This window comes from Streptomyces sp. BYX5S, from assembly GCF_054724165.1.
The window spans coordinates 6997473-7012715 of sequence record NZ_CM138829.1; the positions used below are offsets into that span (position 1 = coordinate 6997473).

15 protein-coding genes are annotated in these 15243 nt (G+C 71.3%); 5 read left to right on the top strand and 10 right to left on the bottom strand.

Annotation, left to right across the window (positions count from 1 at the left end):
• Positions 1-17: 17 nt before the first annotated feature.
• A complete protein-coding gene (locus ACYBSK_RS31480; RefSeq protein ID WP_457480643.1) occupies positions 18-980 on the top strand; it encodes a GlxA family transcriptional regulator in 963 nt (320 codons plus the stop codon).
• Between the two features lie 2 nt (positions 981-982).
• On the opposite strand, the gene ACYBSK_RS31485 is transcribed toward ACYBSK_RS31480, so the two are convergent.
• The 10 genes from ACYBSK_RS31485 to ACYBSK_RS31530 form a co-directional block, all read right to left on the bottom strand.
• Complete coding sequence (locus tag ACYBSK_RS31485; protein WP_460244137.1) at positions 983-2359, bottom strand: bifunctional albaflavenone monooxygenase/terpene synthase; 1377 nt, start codon at positions 2357-2359, stop codon at positions 983-985.
• Positions 2356-3450 carry a terpene synthase family protein gene (locus ACYBSK_RS31490; protein WP_457480645.1) on the bottom strand — a complete coding sequence of 365 codons (1095 nt, stop codon included), beginning with the start codon at positions 3448-3450 and terminating at the stop codon, positions 2356-2358. Before ACYBSK_RS31490 ends, ACYBSK_RS31485 begins: the two co-directional genes overlap by 4 nt.
• A gap of 333 nt (positions 3451-3783) precedes the next feature.
• Positions 3784-4434 (bottom strand): peptide deformylase, encoded by a 651-nt coding sequence (def, locus tag ACYBSK_RS31495; RefSeq protein ID WP_457480646.1) that lies wholly within the window; start codon positions 4432-4434, stop codon positions 3784-3786.
• An 87-nt stretch (positions 4435-4521) separates the two neighbouring features.
• Positions 4522-5502 carry a tetratricopeptide repeat protein gene (locus ACYBSK_RS31500; protein WP_457480647.1) on the bottom strand — a complete coding sequence of 327 codons (981 nt, stop codon included), beginning with the start codon at positions 5500-5502 and terminating at the stop codon, positions 4522-4524.
• Between the two features lie 115 nt (positions 5503-5617).
• Positions 5618-6787: an HD-GYP domain-containing protein gene (locus ACYBSK_RS31505; RefSeq protein WP_460247139.1), complete on the bottom strand. Its 1170-nt coding sequence runs from the start codon at positions 6785-6787 to the stop codon at positions 5618-5620.
• A 517-nt stretch (positions 6788-7304) separates the two neighbouring features.
• On the bottom strand, positions 7305-8642 hold the full coding sequence (locus tag ACYBSK_RS31510) for an HD-GYP domain-containing protein (RefSeq protein WP_460244138.1): 1338 nt from the start codon (positions 8640-8642) through the stop codon (positions 7305-7307).
• A 129-nt stretch (positions 8643-8771) separates the two neighbouring features.
• The gene (gene rsrA, locus ACYBSK_RS31515) at positions 8772-9068 is read right to left on the bottom strand and encodes a mycothiol system anti-sigma-R factor (protein ID WP_457480649.1); all 297 of its coding nucleotides are present in this window, start codon (positions 9066-9068) and stop codon (positions 8772-8774) included.
• Positions 9065-9757: an RNA polymerase sigma factor SigR gene (sigR, locus tag ACYBSK_RS31520; protein WP_457480650.1), complete on the bottom strand. Its 693-nt coding sequence runs from the start codon at positions 9755-9757 to the stop codon at positions 9065-9067. Before sigR ends, rsrA begins: the two co-directional genes overlap by 4 nt.
• Before the next feature lie 244 nt (positions 9758-10001).
• Positions 10002-10637, bottom strand: coding sequence for an alpha/beta hydrolase family protein (locus ACYBSK_RS31525; protein WP_460244139.1), 636 nt, complete (start codon positions 10635-10637; stop codon positions 10002-10004).
• A 147-nt stretch (positions 10638-10784) separates the two neighbouring features.
• The gene (locus tag ACYBSK_RS31530; protein ID WP_460244140.1) at positions 10785-11600 is read right to left on the bottom strand and encodes an SOS response-associated peptidase; all 816 of its coding nucleotides are present in this window, start codon (positions 11598-11600) and stop codon (positions 10785-10787) included.
• Positions 11601-11660: 60 nt separating this feature from the next.
• Between ACYBSK_RS31530 and ACYBSK_RS31535 the strand changes: the two genes are divergently transcribed.
• From ACYBSK_RS31535 to ACYBSK_RS31550, 4 genes are all read left to right on the top strand, one after another.
• The gene (locus ACYBSK_RS31535) at positions 11661-12362 is read left to right on the top strand and encodes a M50 family metallopeptidase (RefSeq protein WP_457480653.1); all 702 of its coding nucleotides are present in this window, start codon (positions 11661-11663) and stop codon (positions 12360-12362) included.
• A gap of 36 nt (positions 12363-12398) precedes the next feature.
• Complete coding sequence (gene aroA / locus ACYBSK_RS31540; protein ID WP_460244141.1) at positions 12399-13724, top strand: 3-phosphoshikimate 1-carboxyvinyltransferase; 1326 nt, start codon at positions 12399-12401, stop codon at positions 13722-13724.
• Positions 13725-13736: 12 nt separating this feature from the next.
• Positions 13737-14747 carry a ribosome small subunit-dependent GTPase A gene (gene rsgA, locus ACYBSK_RS31545; RefSeq protein WP_457480655.1) on the top strand — a complete coding sequence of 337 codons (1011 nt, stop codon included), beginning with the start codon at positions 13737-13739 and terminating at the stop codon, positions 14745-14747.
• A 101-nt stretch (positions 14748-14848) separates the two neighbouring features.
• Positions 14849-15172, top strand: a complete 324-nt coding sequence (locus ACYBSK_RS31550) for a DMT family transporter (RefSeq protein WP_356374070.1) — start codon at positions 14849-14851, stop codon at positions 15170-15172.
• Positions 15173-15243 lie beyond the last annotated feature (71 nt).

The following is a 15243-nucleotide window of genomic DNA, read 5'->3' on the forward strand; positions in this document are numbered from 1 at the left end:
GCGGCACACTGAAGGACATGCTGAAAAACGTGGCCGCAGTGCTGCTCGACGGTGTGCATCCCTTCGAACTCGGCGTCGTCTGCGAGGTGTTCGGCCTCGACCGCGGCGACGCCGGGCTTCCCGTGTACGACTTCGCCGTGGCCTCCGCCGAGGGGTCCTCGCTCTCCACGCACGTCCCCGGAATGACGGTCTCCACCCCGTTCGGCCTCGAACGCCTGGAGGAGGCCGACCTCATCGCGATCCCCTCGGCGGGGCGGCGGTTCCGTGGCCATCCGCCGGAGCTGCTCGACGCGCTGCGCCGGGCGGTCGACCGGGGTGCGCGCGTGCTCAGCCTCTGCGCGGGGGTGTTCGTGCTCGGCGAGGCCGGGCTGCTCGACGGGCGCCGGTGCGCGGTGCACTGGCGCTACGCGCGGGACCTGGCCACCCAGTTCCCGCGCACCCGGGTCGACCCGGACGTGCTCTACGTCGACGCGGGGCCGGTCATCACCTCCGCCGGCACGGCCGCGGGCATCGACGCCTGTCTGCACATCGTGCGCACCGAGCACGGCTCCGGGGTCGCCAACGCGATAGCCCGCCGCATGGTCGTCCCGCCGCACCGCGACGGCGGCCAGGCCCAGTACGTGGAGCGCCCGCTGCCCGCGACGCGCTGCGACACGGTGGGCGAGGTGCTGGCGTGGATGGAGCGGAATCTGGACGCGGCGGTGACCGTGGAGGAGCTGGCGGCGCGGGCGCACATGTCGCCGCGCACGTTCGCGCGCCGATTCCAGCAGGAGACCGGGACGACGCCGTACCGCTGGCTGCTGCGCCAACGGGTGCTGTTCGCGCAGGAGTTGCTGGAGGGTACGGACGAGACGGTGGACGCGATCGCCTACCGTGCCGGGTTCGGCAACGCGGCGGCGATGCGGCACCAGTTCATGAAGGCGCTGGGCACGACGCCCAACGCCTTCAGGAGGACCTTCCGGGTGCGGTCGGTGGCGTAGGCCTACCGCGCCGTCACCTTGATCAGCGCCCGCCGGGGCTGGAGCGTGATCCCTATGCGGGCCGTGCCGTCCGCGCCGGCGGCCGGTGTCACCCGCCACTTCTGTACGACCGCCCCGAGGACCAGAGCGAGTTCGGCCATGCTGAAGTGGTCGCCGGGGCACTTGCGGTTGCCCACGCTGAACGGGGCGTGCGCCGCGGGCGTGACGTCCGCGGCGCGTTCGGGCAGCCACCGGTCGGGGTCGAACGTCAGGTGGTCACGGAAGGCGCGCGGGTCGCGCTGCATGGCGAGCGGGCTGTAGACGATGTCCGCCCCGGCCGGAATGCGATACCCACCGAGCGTGGTGTCGACGGCGGCGAGCCGCGTCAATATCCATACCGCGGGGCGTATTCGCATCGATTCGGTGAGAAGATTCCGCATATATGCGAGTTCTTTGAGGTCACCGAAAGCGACCGGCCGGCCACCGGTCGCGGACGACAGTTCCTCGCTCAACCGCTTTTCGTGCTCCGGGTGTTCGGCGAGCAACTGAAAGACCCAAGTCAGGGTCTTCGCCACATTCTCCGCCCCGGCCACGACGAGCGACACGACTTGGTCGTGCACCTCCTGCTCGCCGACCGGTTCGCCATTCTCGTCCCGGTCGTCCAGCAATGCCGCGAGCAGGTCGTCCGGATTGCAACCAGTGGCCGTCTGCGCCCTGCGTTCGGCGATGATCTCGTCGACCAGCCGATGCAAATCGGCCAAGGCGTTCTCGAAACGCCGATTGGCCGGAAGCGGCAGCCGGTAGAGCGGTCCGAAGCTGAGGATCATCCGCCGGTACAGGCCCTCGAAGACCGTGTGCAGCGCGGCGCTGAGCCGGTCGGCCCGCTCGTCGATCGAGTCGACCTGGAGCACGGAGCGCGCCACGATCCGGGTCGCCGTGCGGAACACCTCGGCGCCGATGTCGACGGTCTGCCCGTCCTCCCACCGGTCGGCCATGGCGCGCGCCTCCTGCTCCATCACGGCCGCGTAACTGTGGATCCGGTCCATCCTGAACGCGGGCTGGACGGCGCGCCGCTGGCGTCGGTGCAGCGGCCCGTTGCTGGTCGCGACACCCTTGCCGAGCAGGACACCCATGGTTTCCCAGAGCGGTCCGCCGACCAGGAAGTCGGGGCTCTTGAGGAGTGCGGCGACCAGCTCCGGGTCGTTCACCGCGTACGCCGTCTTCGGGCCGAGGCGCAGCCGGACGACCTCGCCGCCGTCGCGCAGCCCGGCCAGGAAGCCGAGCGGGTCGCGCAGCAGGTTCCAGGCGTGGCCCAGGAGCGGCGCGCCGCCGGGGGCGGGCGGCGGCTGCTCGGGCGCGGTGCTCGGCACGGGGGCCGGCAGGGTGGAGTCGACGGTCACGTGCGCTCACCTACTTGATCCGTCATTTCCGGTTCCGTGATTCCTGTTTCGGTGTCGGTGACATAGGGCGGGGTGGCCCTGTCGTCCCAACTGTCGACCTGATAGCGGCCGGATTCGTGGTGGAACCAGTACACGGAACTGAACCAGTTCCGCATGTTTCCGACGCACTGCCGGACGGCCGCCGCGAGTTCCTTTCCGTGCGGCCCCACGTTTTCCGTGACGACCGCGAGGTCTTCCACTTCCCGCTCCGCGGCGAGGAAATCGTCTATGGTTCCCTGAACCCTTCGGCGTACTTCTTCGACCGCTTCGGGGAGCGAATAGCCCTCGTGCCTTATGAGGCTTATCCCGAGGTTGTGCAATTCGTTGCCCGCGAGTTCCTTGGGCAGTGAGCACAGGTCGTTGTACCAGGCAGAGAAATCCTGGCAGGCGAGTGCCGCGCGCGCGAACGCCTCATTTTTCCTTACCCATGTGGGCAGTTCGTACCGCGCGCTCGGCTCCAGCAGGTCGAGCCAGATCCAGTGCGCGAAGGTGTTCCGGCGCAGCGCGATGTACTCGTCGACCGTCGGGACCGTGCCCGTGGTCCGGTTGCGGAACTCCTGGTCGTACGCGTCGATCACCACGTGGAAGTGGCGGGCGAAGCGGGCGTTCCAGGTCCGGCTCAGGGAGCCGTAGAGCCGCTGCACACTGTCCGCGAAGCCCGCGACCAGCGGGTCCCGGTGGTCCAGGTGGAGCTCCGGCGCCTCGGTCGCCGCGTGCAGTTGAACGGCGAGCCGCCGCCAGCTCGCCGTCCTTCCGTGGATCACGTCGCGATCGTGCCGGTCGTCCCAGGCGAAGAACCACGCGCTGTAGTCGCATATCGCGGCCAGCACGTCGTCGGGGGCGCCCAGGTAGTAGCCCGCCATCAGGTCCGTGTAGCACAGGCCGTCGGCGTACTTCTCGACCTTGTCCGGTGGCATCAGGCGTTTTTCGAGCAGCCAGGAGCGCGTTGTCTCCTGGAGCTTGGGCCAATACGGGTGCAGATTGCGAGGAAACGCGTCCTCGACCACCGGTAGCGCCAGCGCCGCTGGGACCGCTGTCTGTGGATAACGCACGTACAAACCCCTCTCTGCCGCGTGTTGGCGTACGCCCCTCAAGCACTGCGGGCGCGCGCCGTTGCGTATCCCCGCGCTTTCTATTCAGCACCACAACTGACCGATCTGGGAACGTATTTGCTCCCCTCACTACCCCCGGTTACGCGATTCGTCCCCTTACATGACTGAATATGGATCACCCACGGCTGATCCTGTTCGCACAAGCGGGCGTACGACAGCCTGTGCCCAGGCACAAAAAAGCGGCGCCCGACCGGGATATCCCGGACCGGACGCCGCTCGGCGTCGCACTCGCGTACGCCGCTGCACCAACTTGCGTACGATTGGTGAAAGTTCTCAGTCGTTGGGGACCACGGGGTAGCGGGGCGTGCCCTCTTCCATCTGCTTCAGCGCCGCCTTGCGCTCCCGCTTCGACAGCCGGTCGATGTACAGGTACCCGTACAGGTGGTCCGTCTCGTGCTGGAGGCAGCGCGCGAAGTAGCCGGTGCCGCGCACCGTGATCGCGTTGCCCTTCTCGTCCTGCCCGGTGACCACCGCGTAGTCGGGGCGGGCGAGTTCGGCGTACGCGGTCGGGACCGACAGGCAGCCCTCGTTGGAGTCGTCGAGGCTGCGGCGCTCCGCGGGCAGCTCCTGGAGCACGGGGTTGCAGACGACACCGGTGTGCCGCACGCCGTCGTCGTCCGGGCAGTCGTAGACGAAGACCTTGCGGTCCACCCCGATCTGGTTCGCGGCGAGGCCGACGCCCTCGGCGGTGCGCTGGCTGGCGAACATGTCGTCGACCAGCCGGCCCAGCTCGTCGTCGAACACGGTGACGTCCTTGCACTCCTTGTGCAGCACCGGGTTCCCCACGACGGTGATCGGCCGCGACGTACCGCGCTCCCGGTAGGCCGCCTCCCGCGCCTCGCAGTCCTCGGTGTCGACGACGAACCCCTCGTCGTCCACGGGAAGCACGCCCGCCTTCTGCTGATCGGTGTCCTGCTGAGCCATGGGGGACGAATGCCTTCCTGGGAAAACGAGGGTCGAACCTTTACAGGGTACGGGCCCCACCAGGGGCGCGGGGAACCGCGCAATCTTCTAACAGACCTCTTCGAGGTCCCGCCAGTCCCGCGAGTCCGGCGAGTCCGCCACCCACCCGTCGAGCAGCCCCCGCACCAGGGATGCGGGCGCGGCCACCCCGCACTCCCGCTCCGGCACCCACAGCTGCCCGTCGGTCCGGTGGCCGAGCGGCCCCGGATGCCCCGGCTCGCTGTGGTCGTGCGGATCGAGGTGCGTCTCGTCGCCCTCGTCGGACGGCATCCGCGACTCCGAACACGTCCGGCACAGCAACCGCACGGACGACGACCAGTCCTCCGCCGCGAACCCCGCGTCGGCGGCCAGCCGCTCCAGCGCGTCCCGGTCCGCCTCAGTGGCCGCCTCCAGCAGCACCACCCACGTCGGCACCGGCGACGGCGCCCACAGCTCGATCTCGTCGAAGACCGGGTACGAGTGCCCGGAGGCGGTGGTCCGCTCCCCGTGCGGCACCCCGTCGTGCAGCACGACCTCGCCCCAGCGCCGCCCGGACGACGGCAACGGGATCGACAGCACCTCGATGCGTGCAGGGTCGATCCTGCGCCCCCACACGACCTCGGCCTCACCCTCGGGAGAGAGCCGCACGGCGGCGCTGCCCAGGTCCATTCCGGTCGGCTCGCCGGCGGCTGCGGCACCACCGGGCACCTTCAGCCCGTACGCCTGCCAGGCCCGCCGCGCGAGCGGCCAGTCCTGGAGGGCGGTGGCGGCGATGCCCACGTTCCACCAGTCCGGTGCGCCGCTCTCCTTCTCCAGCAGCGCGACGGCCCGCAGGCCCGTGGTGCGCGCCTGCTCCCAGTCGTGCCGGAACTTGTGGAGCAGCGCGAGATTGAACCAGGACTCGGACAGCCACGGCTCGAGATCCGCGGCGCGCGTCAGGAGCGCCCCCGCGTCCTCGTACCGGCCGTCACCGATCAGCGTGAACGCGCGATCCGTGGCCTGCCGCCAGGAGGCGGAGGGCCGGTGCCGTCCCTTGCCGAAGATCCTCACGATTCCCGCCTGCCGATACTCGAGGCCTGCGCCCCCGGACGCCGCTTTCCCTGCGTTTTCTGCCTTGCTTCGCATCCAACCACGTACGGCCGGACGACCGCTCATTACCCATGGGTTACCCAACCGACCCCACGCTCAGACCAGGCTGCGCAACCACTCTGGCCAGGGCTTCCACGACCTCCGGCTGGTAGTCCCGGCCCGTGGCCAGGCGCAGGCTCTCCAGTGCCCTGAGCGGCCCCTGAGGCCCCTGTTCCCTTGCCAACTCGTCGTACGCGTTCGCTGTCCGCACAATCCGGGCGATCAGCGGCTGCTCACGGTACGGGTCCGCCTGCCGCTCGACCACCACGGCGACCCGGGTGTCCACACCGGTCTGCCGGACGACGGCGCCGCCGAGCAGCGCGATGCGGCGCTGCTGGGCGGGCGGGAGCGCGGCGGTGGCGCCCTCGGTGACGGGGTCGACGAGGGAGAGCTGCCCGATGTCGTGCATCAGCGCGGCGTACTCGAGCACGGTCAGGTCGGGCCCGGAGAGTCCGAGGTCGCGGCCCACGGCCCGGCTCAGCGCCGCCACCCGCAGGGCGTGCCCCTGCGGGGTGTAGCCGGCGATCTCGGTGGCGCGGGCCAGTGAGGCGATGGTCTGCCGGTACGTGGCCCTGACCACGGAGTACCGGCGGAACGCCAATTGGGTGAGGAGCAGCGGCAGGCTGATCAGGGGCAGCGCCCACAGCCCGACGACGGCGACGGCGAGCGCCATGACGGCGCCGGTCGCGCACACGGCGGATCCGATCCCGGGCATGGCCCGCAGTTCGTCGCGCAGCAGTGGCCCGAACGGCCAGCGGGTCCGGGAGTGCGCCATCGCGGCGGCGAGCACGGCGTCGCACAGCGCGGTGAGGACGAGCAGGCCGACGATCAGCAGCGCGTAGTACGCCCCGTCGCCGAACCACTCCGCCAGGACGCCCTGGTTGTAGAGCGGCTGGAAGCAGACGGCGGTGAAGCCGACGGTGAGGACGCGGCGTGCCACGTGGTCGAGGGGGGCGCCCTTGCCGCGTGCCACGTGGGGGACGCAGCCGACGAGGACGCCCGCGACGACGATGGCGACGACTTGGGGTACGCCGTGGTGGGTGGCGGTCCCGGCGACCTCGCCGAGCAGGGCGTACGCGAGTGCGCCCGCGGCGCCGAGCGGTGCGCCCTCCCGGTCCTCGGGGCCGCCCCACCGGGCCAGTTCGCCCACGGCGACGAGCAGGCCGAACGCCAGCGCGTTTCCGCGTTCGGTGACGCCGTGCCACATGGTGTCGCCGAGGGCGACCAGAGCGATGGCCAGGGCCAGGCCGTACACCCCCCGCACCCCCCACCCCTTCACGGAGCCCACCCCAACCCCTCGGGGCTCCGCCCCGAACCCCGCTGCTCAATCGCCGCAGGGGCTTGATATCCCCCGCCCCACCGCACCCACCTCGCCCCATCAGCCCCACCTACGGCCAACCGCCCCCGCCTGGGGCAATCTGCCACCAACCACAGCTCCCCCGCCCTGGCGGCGGGCCGCACCCGCCTCAACCAATCAGCCCCACCCCGGCTCCCCACCCCTACGGCCAGCCGCCCCCGCCTTGGGCAATCTGCCGCCAAGGGCGGCAGGGTGGGCAAGGCGGCGGCCGGTGCCGCGCACCCTTGACGGGGGCTCCGGCCCCGGTGCGGCCACGGGGCAGCGCCTTCCGTAGGGGCGCGCCCCGGTGCGGGCAGCACGCGCGCGTCGCCTCCCGCAGGCAGGACGCCCCCGGCGCGGGCCGAACCCGTGGTCGGCGTCGGCGCCGTCACCTCGCCCCCGCCGTCGGCGGCACAGCCGTACCGGGCTCGCGGCGGGCCGAGGGGAGGGACGGTTCGTCCGCCGTGACCACCGGCCGCCACCCCTCCCGCCGCAGCACCCGCCCGAACGCCCCCACCATCTCCGGATCGAACTGCGATCCCGCACACCGCTCCAACTCCGCCAGCGCCACCGCGACGGGCCGCGCCCGCGAGTACGTCCGCGTGGACGTCATCGCGTCGAACGCGTCCGCCACCGCCACCACCCGGGCGAACTCCGGAATCTGCGCACCCACGAGCCCGTACGGGTACCCCGTGCCATCGAGCCGCTCGTGGTGGTGCAGGATCGCCGCCCGCGCCTCCCCGAGGAAGGCGATGCCGCGCACCATCTCGTGCCCGTACTCGGGGTGCAGCTGAATGATCTGGCGCTCCTCCGGGGTGAGCGGCCCGTCCTTGCGCAGCAGCCGCGTCGGCACCCCGAGCTTCCCCACGTCGTGCAGGATCCCGGCGAACCGCAACGCCTCGACCCGCTCCCCCGCCATCCCGAGCTCCCGCGCGATCATCATGGACGCCTGCCCGACCCGCTCACTGTGGCCGCGCGTATAGCCGTCCTTGATGTCGACGGCCTGCACGAGCGCCCGGATCGTGGCCTGGTGGGCCGCCCGCTCGCGCTGGTACTGGGCGAACACCCAGCAGGAGATGTACATCGGCAGCAGCACGAGCAGCGCGGCGACGGGGCCGTAGGAACTCGTCCACATCATCGCCATGACCAGACCGGCGAGCCCGTGCGCCACCACCGGCGCGAGCAGCCGCAGGAAGAGCCCGCGCCACGCGCCGCGCAGCGGCACCCGCTCGGCGGCGGCGAGCACGCCCCCGTCGAGCACGGTGAGGACGGCGCAGAAGGCGAGGACGGCGGCGCCGCCGGGCACCAGCGCGTACGGGAAGCGGGGTCCGGCCACGGCCTCGACCCCGCCGAGGACGCCGAAGATCCGCGCCGACGCCCAGCACGCGAGCGCGAGTTGGGCCGCCCGCCACACCTTGCGCGGCCACACGGGCCGCTGCTCGACCCGCGCGAGCAGCGCGCCGGGCAGGGCGACGAGCGCGGCGGCGGCCGGCGGCAGCAGAAAGGCCCCGGCGAGCAGTACGGGAAAGAACGTGCCCATGCCCCGGGGCGCGCGCCGCCCGACGAGCCGGCAGCGGCCGATCTGCTCACAGCCCGCGTAGAGGCAGGCGAGCAGTCCGACGCGGAGCCACGGCGTGGCGAGGGAGAACGCGGGCGCGGCGCACACGAGGGCGACACCGGCGGTGAGGAGCACATACGCGCGGGCCACCGGCGAAACCGACCGCATGACCCAACTCCCTCCCCAAGGCGTCCAGTTCACGGAGAATAGGACGCACGGGAAGGCGCTCGCGCCGCATCAGGGGGATTGCCGGGGCCTCGGGCCCCGGATTCGCACGATCGGGTGAACGGGGCCGCTTCAGGCGAGCGGCTTGCCCAGACCCTCTTCGGGCGTGGCCTGCCCGGACCGGATCAGATCGATCCGGCCCATGACCTTGGCCCGCAGATCGGTGGGCACGTCGTCATGACCGCAGCACCGCTTCACCAGCTTCTTCACGGCCTGCTCCAGGCCGTACTTCTCCAGGCACGGGGAGCACTCCTCGAAGTGCACCTCGAACTTGGTGCAGTCACTGTCCGGCATCTCGTGGTCGAGGAACTCGTAGAGATGGTCCAGGACTTCCGCGCAGTCCGTCTCGTGCGGCTCTCCGCAGCTCATGAGCCCGAGCCTTTCGCTTCGTTCGCCTGACCCGCACCGGCCGGAACGAGCCCGCGGTCACGGGCGTAGTCCTCGAGCATGCCGCGCAGCTGGCGTCGGCCACGGTGCAGCCGGGACATCACCGTACCGATGGGTGTACCCATGATGTCCGCGATCTCCTTGTACGCAAAGCCCTCTACGTCGGCGAGATAGACCGCGATGCGGAATTCCTCGGGGATCGCCTGGAGCGCCCGCTTCACGTCCGAGTCGGGCAGGTGGTCGAGCGCCTGGGACTCGGCGGACCGCAGACCGGTCGACATGTGCGACTCGGCGCGGGCCAGCTGCCAGTCCTCGATCTCCTCGGCTGCACTGCGCTGGGGCTCGCGCTGCTTCTTGCGGTACGAGTTGATGAAGGTGTTCGTCAGGATCCGGTACAGCCACGCCTTGAGGTTCGTGCCCTCACGGAACTGGTGGAAGGACGCGTACGCCTTCGCGTACGTCTCCTGCACCAGGTCCTCGGCGTCGGCCGGATTGCGCGTCATGCGCAGCGCGGCCGAGTACATCTGGTCGAGGAACTCCAGCGCGTCCCGCTCGAAGCGCGCGTTGCGCTCCGCGGTGCTCTCCGCGATCTCGGGGGTCCCGGAGCCCTCCGGGCGCTCCTCCGCCTGGCCGTGCTCGGTCCCTGCGTCGGTCCCTGTGACCGGACCCACCTCCTCAAGCGACGTCGCGGGGACGAACGAGACCCCGCTCGAATCGGAGGATAGACGACGATCCGGTCCGCCCGCCGCCCGAACGGGAGCGGTCTTGGCCGCGCTCAGCACGCTCCACTCCAGGTCAGGAGCGGTGGCACGGCTGGGGCAAGCGACTGAACCCATGCGGCGGACTTCCTCTCGTACGAACTGTGTGCACCGACAGTCCGCACAACAGTGGTCGCTCGCTCAACATTCCCGACCGCTAGACGAGTGATCGAGTCCACTTCGCGACCGCGTCGGTGATGACGACGAGGGCCTCGTCCTGGGTGATGTCCGCCCGCTTCGGCACGGCGAATCCGTGGTCGCCGTACGGGACTTCGACGAGTTCGTACGTGTCGCCCGCCGGGAACTCGGCGGGCTTGCCGAACGGGTCGTTGCCGCCCTGCACGACGAGCGTGGGCGCCCCCGCCCCGAGCAGTTCCTCGGCCCGCGACTTCTCCGGCTTGCCCGGCGGGTGCAGGGGGAAGCTCAGCGCGAGCACGGCGACGGCGCCGAGCTCCCGCGCGGTCCGGCAGGCCACCCGGGCGCCCGCGCTCCGCCCTCCGGCGACGACCGGCAGTCCCGGCTTCTCCAGCGCGGGCCAGATCCCCCGCCACCCCACGTCGAGCGTCTTCGGCGCGGGCGCCAGCTTCTTCCCCGCCACCCGCCACGGCTGCTCGACCAGCGCGACGGTCACTCCGTGGGCGGGCAGCGCCGCGGCGAGCGCCTGAAGGTCCCGAGCCTCGATACCGCCCCCGGCGCCGTGACTGACCCCCAGGACCAGCTCCGGCTCCTCGGCGACGTGCCAGGTGACGCGCGCGTCACCGGCTTCAGTGGAAACAGTCTCGGTACGGGTCACGCCCCCATGGTGCCTCGCGAACCAACCGATCCCAGCCCATTGAGCCCCTGCGGCGCAGCGGGGCCCGGTCATTCAAGCCCCTGCGGCGATTGAGCAGCGGGGTCCGGGGCGGAGCCCCGTGTCGTCGGCCACGGCTGGCGCACCGGGTCAGAAGAGCGTGCCCTCCTCCGGCCCCTCCAGCTCCGCCACCAACCCCGCCCCGTTGTTCCGCACATTGCTCACCGCCGTGGACACGGGATACGCCCGCATCAACTCCTCGGGAGGAGGCGCGAGCAACGACCGCACGTCCTCCACGTCCGTACGGGCCGGGTCCAGCCAGTCGTCCCACCGGTCCGCCGTCAGCATCAACGGCATCCGCGGATGAATGTCGGCGAGCGACCTCGGCCCCTCCTTGGGCGCCACCCCGAGCGGCCCGCTCTCCGCCTCCGTCGTGATCACGGAGCACGTCACCCACCACGCCAGCGGATGCTCGTCCGGCAGCGTACGGTCCCGCCAGAACTCGTAGAGCCCCGCCATCGCGAACACCGACCCGTCCGCGGGCGTCACGAAGTACGGCTGCTTGCGCGGGCGCTTCTTCCTGCCCTCGACCTCCAGGTCCCGCTCGGCGGCCGCGGTCACCCACTCGTAATAGCCGTCGGCTGGCAGGATGCAGCGCCGCGTGGCGAAGGCCCGCCGGTACGAGGGCTTCTCGTGCACGGTCTCGGCTCGCGCGTTGATCATGCGCGCGCCACCCTCGGGCGTCTTGGACCACGACGGCACCAGCCCCCACTTGAGCTTGCGCAGCTGGCGAACCGGACGGGGATCCTCGGCGTCTTTCACGGGGCGGTCCAGCACCGCGTAGACCTCCTTGGTGGGGGCCACGTTGTAGTCGGCCTCGAAGGCCTCCTCCGGCTCCCACTGCTCGATCTCAAAGATTCCTGCGAGATCCTCGGGGCTACGACTCGATGCATACCGTCCGCACATACGTGCCACAGTGCCAGATGCCGACCCGCCACCGAACCCGAACGGGAGCAGCCGAACCACATGGACGCCAGCCTCTGGGACCGGATCTTCGGCACCCAGTCCGACCCCGACCAGTGGGTGACGATCGCCACCGCCGTCGTCGCGCTCGCCGCGATCGTCCCGCACAACCTCTGGCGGCTGAGCAGGAACGCCATCACGATCGCCCACGAGGGCGGGCACGGCCTGATCGCGCTGCTCATGGGCCGCCGGCTCGACGGCATCCGGCTGCACTCGGACACCAGCGGCCTGACCGTCAGCCGCGGCAAGCCGACCGGTCTCGGCATGATCCTGACCGCGGCCGCCGGATACACGGCGCCGCCGCTGCTCGGCCTCGGCGGCGCCGCGCTGCTCTCCGAGGGCCACATCACGCTGCTGCTGTGGCTGGCCACGGCGCTGCTCGTGGCGATGCTGGTGATGATCCGGAACGCGTACGGGGTGCTGACCGTCGTCGTCGCGGGCGGCGCCTTCGTGCTGGTCTCCTGGCTCGCGGGGCCGCAGGTGCAGGCCGCGTTCGCGTACACCGTCGTCTGGTTCCTGCTCCTCGGTGGCGTGCGCCCCGCCTTCGAGCTCCAGGGCAAGCGCCGCAGGGGCGGCGCGGGCGACTCGGACGCCGACCAGCTCTCGCGCCTCACGCACGTACCCGCGGGAATGTGGCTCTTTTTCTTCCACGCCGTCTCACTGTGCTCACTGCTGGGCGGGGGTCGCTGGCTGCTGGGGCTGTGAGCAGGTGGGTTCCCGGGGGCCCACTAGAGTTGAGGCATGACCACGAACCCCGCCCACACCGCCCTCTGGCCCGCCCCCCTCGCAAGCGGAGCCGTCGACGCGACCGTCCAGGTGCCGGGGTCCAAATCCGTCACCAACCGGGCCCTGGTGCTCGCCGCGCTCGCCGCGGAGCCGGGCTGGCTGCGCCGCCCGCTGCGCTCCCGCGACAGCCTGCTGATGGCGGGCGCGCTGCGCGCGATGGGCGTGGGCATCGAGGAGGGCGTGGGTCCCGACGGCTCCGGTGAGGCGTGGCGGATCATCCCGTCCGGTCTGGCGGGCCCGGCCACGGTCGACGTGGGCAACGCGGGCACCGTGATGCGCTTCCTGCCGCCGGTCGCCACGCTCGCCGACGGCGAGATCCGCTTCGACGGCGACCCCCGTTCGTACGAGCGTCCGCTGCACGGCGTGATCGACGCGCTGCGCACCCTCGGCGCGCGGATCGACGATCGGGTTTCCGGGAACCCCGGCGCGCTGCCGCTGACGGTGCACGGCGGGGGCGCCCTGGAGGGTGGCCCGGTCGAGATCGACGCCTCGTCGTCGTCCCAGTTCGTGAGCGCCCTGCTGCTGTCGGGCCCGCGCTTCAACCAGGGCGTCGAGGTCCGGCACGTCGGCTCGGCGCTGCCGTCCATGCCGCACATCCGGATGACGGTCGACATGCTGCGCGCGGTCGGCGTGCAGGTCGACACCCCGGAGTCGGGCGGCGAGCCGAACGTGTGGCGGGTCGCCCCGGGCGCCCTGCTCGGCCGGGACATCACCATCGAGCCGGACCTGTCGAACGCCCAGCCGTTCCTGGCGGCGGCCCTGGTCACCGGCGGCAAGGTCACGATCCCCGACTGGCCGGAGCACACCACGCAGCCCGGTGACGCGCTGCGCGACATCTTCACTCAGATGGGCGGCGCCTGCGAACTGACCGCGCGGGGACTGGAGTTCAGCGGTTCGGGTGCGATCCACGGCATCGACGTCGACCTGAGCGAGGTCGGGGAGCTGACCCCCGGCATCGCCGCCGTCGCCGCCCTCGCCGACTCCCCCTCGACCCTGCGCGGCGTCGCGCACCTGCGGCTGCACGAGACGGACCGGCTTGCCGCGCTCACCAAGGAGATCAACGAGCTGGGCGGTGACGTGACGGAGACCGCGGACGGCCTGCACATCCGCCCGCGGGCGCTGCACGGCGGGATCTTCCACACGTACGACGACCACCGCATGGCGACCGCGGGCGCGATCATCGGCCTCGCGGTCAAGGACGTGCAGATCGAGAACGTGGCGACCACCGCGAAGACGCTGCCGGACTTCCCCGACATGTGGACCGGGATGCTCGAGGCGTAGGGACGTAACGCGATGCGCCGCTACGGCAAGCACACCGACGAGGACGACATCCGCCAGCGCCCGAACCGCAAGGGCAACCGGCCGCGGACCAACATCCGTCCCAAGCACGAGGACGCGGCCGAGGGCATGGTCCTCACGGTCGACCGCGGCCGCCTCACCGTCCTCATCGACGACGTCCCCGTGACGGCGATGAAGGCCCGCGAGCTGGGCCGCAAGGCGGCCGTCGTCGGCGACCGGGTCTCGGTCGTCGGCGATCTGTCGGGCAAGAAGGACACGCTCGCGCGCATCGTCCGCATCGAGAGCCGCAGCTCCGTGCTGCGGCGCACGGCGGACGACGACGACCCGTACGAGCGGGTGGTCGTCGCCAACGCCGACCAGCTCGCCATCGTCACCGCGCTCGCCGACCCGGAGCCGCGGCCGCGCATGATCGACCGCTGTCTGGTGGCGGCGTTCGACAGCGGCCTCGACCCGCTCCTCGTCCTGACCAAGTCGGACCTCGCACCCCCGGACAAGCTCCTCGACCTGTACGGGACGCTGGACATCCCCTACGTCGTGACCAGCCGTGAGGAGCTGGAGGACGGCCGGGCCGTGGAGCGGGTGCGCGAGCAGCTCGACGGGAAGGTCACGGCGTTCGTCGGGCACTCCGGGGTCGGGAAGACGACGCTGGTCAACGCGCTGGTGCCGGACGACCAGCGGCGTACGACGGGGCACGTCAACGCGGTCACGGGGCGCGGCCGGCACACGACGACGTCGGCGCTGGCGCTGCCGCTGTCGGGGGACGCGGGGTGGGTGATCGACACACCCGGTGTGCGCTCCTTCGGGCTGCACCACGTCGACCCGTCGCGCGTCATCCACGCCTTCCCCGACCTGGAGCCGGGCACGGAGAACTGCCCGCGCGCGTGCAGCCACGACGAGCCGGACTGTGCGCTCGACGCGTATGTGGCGGAGGGGCACGCGGATCCGGCGCGGCTGTACTCGCTGCGGCGGCTCCTCGCGACACGGGAGCGCCGCGAGGGCGACTGACCTCGGTCCTGTTTGCTGCCGCCGCGCTCCGGTAAGGGCATAATCGCACCAAGCCGGACGCAAGATCGTCGAAGATCAGTGGAACGCGGGAGGCACATCACATGGCGTGGCTGCTGGTCATCGTCGCGGGGATCCTGGAGACGGGGTTCGCCGTCTGCCTCAAGCTCTCGCACGGCTTCACGCGGTTGTGGCCGACGGTCGCGTTCGCGGCGTTCGCGTTGGGCAGTTTCGGGTTGCTGACGTTGTCGCTGAAGAAGCTGGACGTGGGTCCGGCGTACGCGGTGTGGACGGGCATCGGTGCCGCCGGCACGGCGATCTACGGCATGATCTTCCTCGGCGACGTCGTCTCGGTCCTCAAGATCGTCTCCATCAGCCTCGTCATCGCCGGCGTCATCGGCCTCCAACTCTCCGGCTCCGCCCACTGACCCAGTAGCCCTTACGCCCACGGGGCCCCACCCGCTGAGCCATACCCCCTTACGCCCACGGGGCTCCGCCC

What these genes read in the sequence shown, in the direction of transcription:
- ACYBSK_RS31480 (WP_457480643.1), top strand. Translation starts at nt 18, where the DNA reads ATGCTGAAAAACGTGGCCGCAGTGCTGCTCGACGGTGTGCATCCCTTC.
- def (WP_457480646.1), bottom strand. Translation starts at nt 4,434, where the DNA reads ATGGCTCAGCAGGACACCGATCAGCAGAAGGCGGGCGTGCTTCCCGTG.
- ACYBSK_RS31505 (WP_460247139.1), bottom strand. Translation starts at nt 6,787, where the DNA reads ATGTGGCACGGCGTCACCGAACGCGGAAACGCGCTGGCGTTCGGCCTG.
- ACYBSK_RS31510 (WP_460244138.1), bottom strand. Translation starts at nt 8,642, where the DNA reads ATGCGGTCGGTTTCGCCGGTGGCCCGCGCGTATGTGCTCCTCACCGCC.
- rsrA (WP_457480649.1), bottom strand. Translation starts at nt 9,068, where the DNA reads ATGAGCTGCGGAGAGCCGCACGAGACGGACTGCGCGGAAGTCCTGGAC.
- ACYBSK_RS31530 (WP_460244140.1), bottom strand. Translation starts at nt 11,600, where the DNA reads ATGTGCGGACGGTATGCATCGAGTCGTAGCCCCGAGGATCTCGCAGGA.
- ACYBSK_RS31535 (WP_457480653.1), top strand. Translation starts at nt 11,661, where the DNA reads ATGGACGCCAGCCTCTGGGACCGGATCTTCGGCACCCAGTCCGACCCC.
- aroA (WP_460244141.1), top strand. Translation starts at nt 12,399, where the DNA reads ATGACCACGAACCCCGCCCACACCGCCCTCTGGCCCGCCCCCCTCGCA.
- rsgA (WP_457480655.1), top strand. Translation starts at nt 13,737, where the DNA reads ATGCGCCGCTACGGCAAGCACACCGACGAGGACGACATCCGCCAGCGC.
- ACYBSK_RS31550 (WP_356374070.1), top strand. Translation starts at nt 14,849, where the DNA reads ATGGCGTGGCTGCTGGTCATCGTCGCGGGGATCCTGGAGACGGGGTTC.